This is a genomic window from Roseicyclus amphidinii (genome assembly GCF_030163755.1).
Taxonomy (GTDB): Bacteria; Pseudomonadota; Alphaproteobacteria; order Rhodobacterales; family Rhodobacteraceae; genus Roseicyclus; species Roseicyclus amphidinii.
The window spans coordinates 1-8,412 of sequence record NZ_JASJOE010000095.1 but is presented as its reverse complement, the minus strand read 5'-3'; the positions used below and the strand labels follow the sequence as shown (position 1 = coordinate 8,412).

At 66.8% G+C, this 8,412-nt stretch carries 6 protein-coding genes; 1 reads left to right on the top strand and 5 read right to left on the bottom strand.

The window, feature by feature from the left end; all coding sequences use genetic code 11:
* Positions 1–157: 157 nt before the first annotated feature.
* The 5 genes from grxD to QQK83_RS18045 form a co-directional block, all read right to left on the bottom strand.
* A complete protein-coding gene (grxD, locus tag QQK83_RS18065) occupies positions 158–517 on the bottom strand; it encodes a Grx4 family monothiol glutaredoxin (protein WP_284266665.1) in 360 nt (119 codons plus the stop codon).
* 14 nt (positions 518–531) lie between these two features.
* Positions 532–768: a BolA/IbaG family iron-sulfur metabolism protein gene (locus QQK83_RS18060; protein ID WP_284266663.1), complete on the bottom strand. Its 237-nt coding sequence runs from the start codon at positions 766–768 to the stop codon at positions 532–534.
* Between the two features lie 114 nt (positions 769–882).
* Positions 883–3,042 carry a phosphoribosylformylglycinamidine synthase subunit PurL gene (gene purL / locus QQK83_RS18055; RefSeq protein ID WP_284266659.1) on the bottom strand — a complete coding sequence of 720 codons (2,160 nt, stop codon included), beginning with the start codon at positions 3,040–3,042 and terminating at the stop codon, positions 883–885.
* A gap of 60 nt (positions 3,043–3,102) precedes the next feature.
* Entirely contained in the window at positions 3,103–3,579 is a 477-nt protein-coding gene (locus QQK83_RS18050) for a GNAT family N-acetyltransferase (protein ID WP_284266657.1), read from the bottom strand.
* Positions 3,580–3,807: 228 nt separating this feature from the next.
* A complete protein-coding gene (locus QQK83_RS18045; RefSeq protein ID WP_284266655.1) occupies positions 3,808–4,722 on the bottom strand; it encodes a LysR family transcriptional regulator in 915 nt (304 codons plus the stop codon).
* A 185-nt stretch (positions 4,723–4,907) separates the two neighbouring features.
* Between QQK83_RS18045 and QQK83_RS18040 the strand changes: the two genes are divergently transcribed.
* Positions 4,908–8,315 (top strand): indolepyruvate ferredoxin oxidoreductase family protein, encoded by a 3,408-nt coding sequence (locus QQK83_RS18040; protein WP_284266653.1) that lies wholly within the window; start codon positions 4,908–4,910, stop codon positions 8,313–8,315.
* Positions 8,316–8,412 lie beyond the last annotated feature (97 nt).

Below are 8,412 nucleotides of genomic sequence, written 5' to 3'. Positions count from 1 at the left end.
CCCCCCCCCCCCCCCCCCCCCCCCCCCCCCCCCCCCCCCCCCCCCCCCCCCCCCCCCCCCCCCCCCCCCCCCCCCCCCCCCCCCCCCCCCCCCCCCCCCCCCCCCCCCCCCCCCCCCCCCCCCCCCCGGGTCGCTGCCGAAGGCAGCGAAACACCCCTCAGGCGTTGGCTTCGCGGATCTTCTCGGCGGCCTCTTTGTCGAAAGAAACGCCTTTTGTTTCAAAGAGTTGATCCAGCTCACCCGAGAGAGTCATCTCGGTGATGATGTCGCAGCCGCCGATGAATTCGCCCTTCACGTAGAGCTGCGGGATGGTGGGCCAATCGGAGTAGTCCTTGATCCCCTGCCGGATCTCCTCGTCGGCCAGCACGTTCACGTCGGCGAACTCGACGCCCATGTAGTTCAGCACCCCCGCCACGCGGCTGGAGAAGCCGCATTGCGGCATCATCTTGGTGCCCTTCATGAACAGGACGACGTCGTTCTCGGTGACGGTCTGCTTGATCGAATCTGCGGCGCTCATTGGGAAATTCCCTTTCAATCCGGGGCTTTGGTGGTCAGGGCCAGCGCGTGCAGCTCGCCGTGCGAGCCGTCCATCTTGCCCTTCAGCGCGGCATAGACCGCGCGTTGCTGCTGCACGCGGTTCTGGCCGCGGAAACTTTCGTCGATGACCTGCGCGGCGAAGTGCTGGCCGTCGTCACCCTCGACCTTGACCTGGCCGTTGGGGAAGGCCTCTCGCAGCATGTCCTCGATCTCGCGGGCGGTGATGGGCATGTGAGTCCTCGACTGGTTTTGTCGGAAATGTAAGCCCCATGGCGGGGCGGTGCAAGGCGGGGAAGGGGTGCACAGGGCGTACACACCCCGTACACACCGCGTGCATACGGCCCGTCAGCCGAAATGCGTGGCAAAGGCCCCGCGCCAGAGGGCGGTCAGCTCGGCCATCGGCGCCTCGGAGCTGCCGAGGCGGAGCATCTCGCCGCCCACCTTGCCGATTGTCACCAGCGGCACACCGGCTTGCCCCGCCGCGACCATCAGCGCCTCTGCCTTGTCGAAGCTGGTCGAGATCAGGTAGCGGCCCTGGTCCTCGCCGAAGAGCGTGGCGGTGTCGGAGGCCTCGACGCTCAGGCCCACGCCGCCCGCAACCGCCATCTCGAAGGCGGCCAGCGCAAGGCCGCCGTCGGACAGGTCGGTGCAAGCGCCGATCCACTGGCGGTTGGCGCGGATGAACTCGCCCGCGCGGCGCTCGGCCTCGAGGTCGACGGGTGGCGCGTCGCCGTCTTCGCGGTTGAAGACCTCGTGGAGCAGCGCGGACTGGCCGAGGTGCCCCTCGGTCGCGCCGACCAGCAGAAGGACATGACCGTCGCGGGTGGTGTCGCCGATCAGGTCGTCGAGACTGTCCAGAAGGCCCACGGCCCCGATGGTCGGCGTGGGCAGGATGCCCTGGCCGTCGGTCTCGTTGTAGAGGGATACATTGCCCGAGACGATCGGCATGTCGAGCGCGGCGCAGGCTTCGCCGATGCCTTTGATCGCGCCGACGAACTGGCCCATGATCTCGGGCTTCTCGGGGTTGCCGAAATTCAGGTTGTCGGTGGTCGCGAGCGGCCGCGCGCCGACGGCGCAGAGGTTGCGGAAGGCTTCGGCCACGGCCTGCTTGCCGCCCTCGACCGGGTTCGCCCGCACGTAGCGCGGCGTCACGTCCGAGGTGAAGGCCAGGGCCTTTGCGGTGCCATGCACGCGGACCACGCCCGCGCCGAGGCCGGGGGCGACGACGGTGTCGGCCATGACCATGTGGTCATATTGCTCGTAGACCCAGGCGCGGCTGCAATAGTTGGGCGAGGAGATCAGCGCGCGCAGCGCGTCGATGGCGTCGATCTCGGGGACCGGGTCCATCGGGGCGGCCGGGGGTGTCTCGACCCATGGGCGGTCGTATTCGGGCGCTTCCGAGGAGAGTTTCGAGAGCGGCAGGTCGGCCATGGTCTCGTTGCCGTGGATAATGAGGAAGCGGTCCTCGGGGATGGTTCCGCCGACGATGGCGAAATCGAGATCCCATTTCTGGAAGATGGCGCGGGCGACATCCTCCTTCTCGGGGTTGAGGACCATGAGCATCCGCTCCTGGCTTTCCGAGAGCATCATCTCGTAGGCGGTCATCGCGGTTTCGCGCTGCGGGACGTGGTCGAGCGTCAGCTTGATGCCGAGCTTGCCCTTGTCGCCCATTTCCACGGCGGAGCAGGTGAGGCCCGCCGCGCCCATGTCCTGAATGGAGATGACGGCGCCGGTCTGCATCAGCTCGAGGCAGGCCTCGAGCAGGCGCTTTTCGGTGAACGGGTCGCCGACCTGAACGGTGGGGCGCTTTTCCTCGATCGTGTCGTCGAATTCCGCGCTGGCCATGGTCGCGCCGCCGACACCGTCGCGGCCCGTTTTCGCGCCGAGATAGACCACGGGCATGCCGACGCCGGAGGCGGCGGAGTAGAAGATCTTGTCGGCATCGGCCAGCCCCGCCGCGAAGGCGTTCACAAGGCAGTTGCCGTTATAGGCGGCGTGAAAGCGGACCTCGCCGCCGATGGTGGGCACGCCGAAACAATTGCCGTAGCCGCCCACGCCCTCGACCACGCCATGCACCAGCTGGCGGGTTTTCGGGTGGTCCTTTTCACCGAAGCTGAGCGCGTTCATCGCGGCGATGGGGCGCGCGCCCATGGTGAAGACGTCGCGCAGGATGCCGCCGACGCCTGTCGCAGCCCCCTGGTAGGGCTCGATGTAGGAGGGGTGGTTGTGGCTTTCCATCTTGAAGACCACGGCCTGACCGTCGCCGATATCGACCACGCCCGCATTCTCGCCGGGGCCGCAGATGACCTGCGGGCCTGTGGTGGGCAGGGTGCGGAGCCATTTCTTCGAGGACTTGTAGGAACAATGCTCGTTCCACATGGCCGAGAAGATGCCCAGTTCGGTGAAGGTCGGCTCGCGGCCGATGATCTCGAGGATGCGCTCGTATTCGTCGGGCTTGAGCCCGTGGGCGGCGATCAACTCGGGCGTGATGGCTGGCTCGGTCATGGCATGTCCCCCGTTTCGCCCGCTCTTTACGGCAGGCGCGGCGCAGGGGAAAGGGGCCAGTCAGAGCGCGCGGCGAAAGGTCAGGGAGGTGGGGCGGTCGTAGCCGGGATGGGCGGTGGCGGCGACCTGCGTGAAGCCCATGGCGGTGAAGGCGGCGTGGTTGCCGGTCAGCTCGACACGGGATTGCAGCACCAGCGCGCGGGCGCCGAGGGTGCGGGCATGGGCTGCGGCGGCCTCGATCAGGGCGCGGGCGTGGCCCCGGCCACGCTGCGCGGCGGCGACGGCGAGCTTGCCGATGCAATAGGCGTCGGGGGTGAGGGTGCCGAAAAGACAACCTATGGGTGAAGCGTCCGCGCGCAGAAGGAAGAGGTCTTCGCCCTGCGCCTTGACCTTCAGGTCGTCGAGCGACAGCCGCGTCATGGAGGAGGGCGGGTCGATCCGCCCCTCCATATAGGCGAAACTGGTGGACAATAGCGCGTGAAGCGCCGCGAAATCGCGGAAATCGGCGGGATTTGTTTCGACCTTGGACACAATCATCAGGGATGCCTGCGGGGCTATGGGCAAAAAAAAGGCCGAGACGAATCTCGGCCAAAGTCCAACAGGGAGGTAATGGAACGGTGATCTCTCACCATGCGTTCCATTGATGCTGAATTAAGCGTCACTATTGACGCGATCAAGGCAAATGTCGCCGCGCCGCCGCAAAGCGGCTATGCCTGTGGCGCATAGCACACAGACATCGACAGGCGGAGGCGGGGCTGGCGGTGGTCAGCTGTCGGGCAGCGTGGCGCTTTCCTTTTGCCGTCTGCGGTAGGCAATGACCTCTTCCGAGACGAAGTCGCGGAAGACCTCGACCCGTTTGGATTGGCGCAATTCCTCGGGATAGGCGAGGAACACGGGCACCTCGGCGGATTCGGTTTCCGGCAGGACGCGGACGAGGTCGGGGAAATCCTGCGTCAGGTAATCGGGCAGGACGCCGATGCCGAGGTCGTGGATCACGGCCTGAAGCACGCCGAAGTAGTTGTTCACCGTGAGCGTCGAGCCGATGTCGTAGCTCATCAGCTCGCGCACGAGGATCGCGCCGGCGCTGACCTGCGCCGAATTGGCGTTCTGGCTGATGATGCGGTGGCGGGAGAGATCGTTCAGCGTCTCGGGCACGCCGTTCTGCGCGAGGTAGCGGGGCGAGGCGTAGAGGCGCATGTTGATCGTCATCAGGCGGCGGCGGATCAGGTCGGCCTGAGACGGCTCCTTCATGCGGATGGCGACATCGGCCTCGCGCATGGGCAGGTCGAGGAGCTTTTCCTCGAGCATCAGGTCGATCTTGAGATCGGGGTATTTCTCGTAGAGCGCGGGCAGGCGCGGCGCCAACCACAGCGAGCCGAAGCCGATGGTGGTGGTGACGCGCAGCTCGCCGAACACCTCTTCCTCGCTGTCGCGGATGCGGGCGGCGGCGGCCTCGAGCCGCTTGGACATGTGGCGCGTGGCGTCGAAGAGCAGCTCACCCTGTTCGGTCAGGATCAACCCGCGGGCGTGGCGGTGGAAGAGCGTGGTGTTCAGCCCTTCCTCGAGCGCGCGAATCTGGCGGCTGACGGCCGATTGCGACAGGTGCAGCGTATCGCCGGCATGGGTCAGGCTGCCCGCGTCGGCGACCGCATGAAAGATGCGCAGCTTGTCCCAATCCATGATGATACTCCTGTCCGCACTCGTGTTTACCCGCGCCCCAAAGCGCTTGCAAAGGGGTTTAATGCGGAATTCCGTCGAATGTGTAACGGCGGCGCCGGGCTCCCGGATTTGATTGGACAGGTCAGCAAGCATGACCTATACTTCGGTGCAGTTACAACGACCATCGCTGTCACGGGAGGCCCGCCATGGGAGTGCAGCAGGTATCGCTGGATGACCGTTTCGATCTTGAAAAATCCCCGGTTCTTCTGACCGGCACGCAGGCGCTGGTGCGGCTGATGCTGATGCAGAAGGCGCGCGACCGGGCCGCGGGTCTGAACACCGCGGGGCTGGTGACGGGCTATCGCGGCTCGCCCCTTGGGGCGGTCGACATGCAGATGGCGCGGGCGAAACGGCACCTCGAGGCCGCGGACGTGCTGTTCCAGCCGGGGCTGAACGAGGATCTGGCGGCGACCGCGATCTGGGGCAGCCAGCAGGCGGAATTGCGCGGCGAGGGCCGCTTCGACGGGGTCTTTGGCCTGTGGTACGGCAAGGGCCCCGGCGTGGACCGTTCGGGCGACGTGATGCGCCATGTGAACATGGCGGGCACCGCGCGCCACGGGGGCGTGCTGATGGCGATGGGGGATGACCACACGGGTGAAAGCTCGACCGTCTGCCACCAGTCGGACTGGGCGATGGTGGACGCGCATATGCCGGTGCTCAGCCCGGCGGGGGTGCAGGAAATCCTTGACTACGGGCTTTATGGCTATGCGTTGAGCCGTTTCGCGGGGGTCTGGGTCGGCCTGAAGACGATGAAGGACACGGTCGAGGCCACGGCGGTGGTCGATGGCCGCTTCGACCGGATGTCTTTCGTGGACCCGGAGTTCGAGATGCCGCCGGGCGGGCTGAACATCCGCCTCGGCGATCACTGGATCGCGCAGGAAGAGCGGCTGCTGGAATACAAGCGATGGGCCGCCGAGGCGTTTTCTCATGCCAATGGCATGGACCGGCGGATGCATGGCAAGCCGGGGGCGAAGATCGGCTTTGTCGCCGCGGGCAAGAACTGGCTCGATCTGCTCTCGGCGCTGGCGACGCTGGGCATCGACGAGGCCGAGGCCGAGCGGCTGGGGGTGACGACCTACAAGGTCGGCCAGACATGGCCGCTCGACATGAAGGGGTTTGCCGACTGGGCCGAGGGGCTGGAGCTGATCGTCGTGGTCGAGGAGAAGCGCAAGCTGATCGAGGTGCAGGTCAAGGAGGCGATCTTTGACGACCGGCGCGGGCGGCGGGTTTATGGCTATCGCAAGGGCAGTTCGGGCGAGAAGCTCTTCCAGTCGCATTTCGCGCTGGACCCGGCGGATATCGCGCGAAAACTGGGCCAGATCCTGATCGAGGAGGGGCGCGAGACGGACCGCATCCGCGCGGGCATCGCGCGGGTGGAAGAGGCCGCGCGGGCGGGCAATGCGCCCGATCTGGCCGTGCGCACGCCGTGGTTCTGTTCGGGCTGTCCGCACAACACGAGCACCAAGGTGCCTCAGGATGCGCGCGCGGGCGCCGGGATCGGCTGTCATTTCATGGCGAAATGGATGGACCGCAACACCGAGGCCTATACGCATATGGGCGGCGAGGGGGCGAACTGGATCGGGGAGGCGCCGTTTTCGACGCGCTCCCACGTGTTCCAGAACCTCGGCGAGGGGACGTATAACCACTCGGGGATACTGGCGATCCGGGCGGCCTTGGCCGCGAAGACCAACATCACCTACAAGATCCTGTTCAACGATGCGGTCGCCATGACGGGCGGGCAGCACAACGAGGGGGATCTTGACCCGGCGCGGATCGCGCGGGAATTGCAGGCGATGGGGGTGCAGCACATCGCGCTTGTCTTCGATCCGAAGGAAGAGATCGACTGGTCGGCCTTCCCCTCGGGGCTGGAGCGGCATCCGCGCGACGCGCTGATGGCGGTTCAGGAGAAGTTTCAGACGCTTCCGGGCGTTTCGGCGATCATCTACGTCCAGACCTGCGCCGCGGAAAAGCGACGCCGGCGCAAGCGCGGCAGTTTTCCGGACATCGACCGGCGCGTCTTCATCAACACCGACGTTTGCGAGGGCTGCGGCGATTGCGGGGTGCAATCCAATTGCGTCTCCATCGTGCCGGTCGAGACCGAACTTGGGCGCAAGCGGGCGATTGATCAGTCGTCCTGCAACAAGGATTTCAGCTGTCTCAAGGGGTTCTGCCCCAGTTTCGTGACGCTGGAGGGCGCGAAGATCAGGAAACAGGCGACGGCGGAGGTGGACCTGTCAGGGCTGCCCGACCCGGTTCTGCCCGCGATCGAGGGCACGCATAACGTGCTGGTCACCGGCGTGGGCGGCACGGGCGTGGTGACCATCGGCGCGGTGATGGCGCAGGCGGCCCAGATCGACGGCAAGGGCGTCGGCATGATCGAGATGGCGGGGCTGGCGCAGAAGGGCGGCGCGGTGTGGATTCACCTGCGGCTCGCCGAGCGGCCGGAGGATATCGCCGCGATCCGCGTGGGGCTGGGCGAGGCGCATGCGGTGATCGGGGGCGACCTGGTCGTGACGGGGGGCGCCAAGACGCTGGGCCTGATGCGGACAGGGCAGACGGGGGCGGCGGTGAACTCGCACGAGATCATCACCGGCGATTTCACTCGCGACACGGAATTCCGCATTCCGGGCAAGGATTTGGAGATCGTTCTTCAGGCAAGGTTGCAGGATCGGTTGGCGCTGTTCGATGCGACGAAGCTGAGCCGGGTTCTGTTGGGGGATTCGATATTCTCCAACATGATGACCTTCGGCGCGGCCTGGCAGATGGGGTTGATCCCGCTCACGCATGAGGCGATTTCGCAGGCGATTGCGTTGAATGGCGCGGCCGTGGAGCGCAATGCGCAGGCCTTCGAGATGGGGCGTTGGGCGGTGGTGAACCCCGCCGCGGCGGCCCGGCTGCTGGAGGCGGAGGTCGTGGAGAAGCCGAAGTCGCTGGAGGAAAAGATCGCCTATCGTGCCGGGCACCTGGCCCGCTACCAGGGCGCGCGGCTGGCGAGGCGCTATCGGCGGATGGTCGATGGCGTGGCCGATCCGCGGCTGAAGGAGGCGGTGGCGAAGGGCTATCACAAGGTGCTGGCCTACAAGGATGAATACGAGGTCGCGCGGCTGCATCTGGAGACCGAGGCGCGCGCGCGGGCGGAGTTCGAGGGGGATTTCAGGATGAAATTCCACCTCGCGCCGCCACTTCTGCCGGGGCGGGATGCGAGCGGGCGACCGCGGAAGCGGGAGTTCGGGGCCTGGATCGGGCGGGTCTACCCCTGGCTTGCGCGGCTGAAGGTCCTGCGGGGCACGCCGCTGGACGTTTTCGGCTATACGGCGGAGCGGCGGATGGAGCGCGGGTTGATCCGGCGCTACGAGGCCGACATGGCCGAATGGCTGCCGAAGGCGGGGTCGGTGGATGCGGACGCCTTGGCGGCACTGGCGGAATTGCCCCTGTCTGTCAGGGGGTTCGGCCCGGTGAAGGAGGCCAACGCGGCGAAGGCGGCGCTTCGGCGGGAGGAGATCCTGGCGCGGCTGAAAGCGGGGGATGGGCCGCTGGCGCGGGCGGCCGAGTAGGGGGTGTGGCGCCTGCGGCGTCGGATGCCTTGGGTTTGCGCCGCCTGCGGCGTCGGTTCCTTTGGGATTGCGCCGCCTGCGGCGTCGCCGGGGCGCG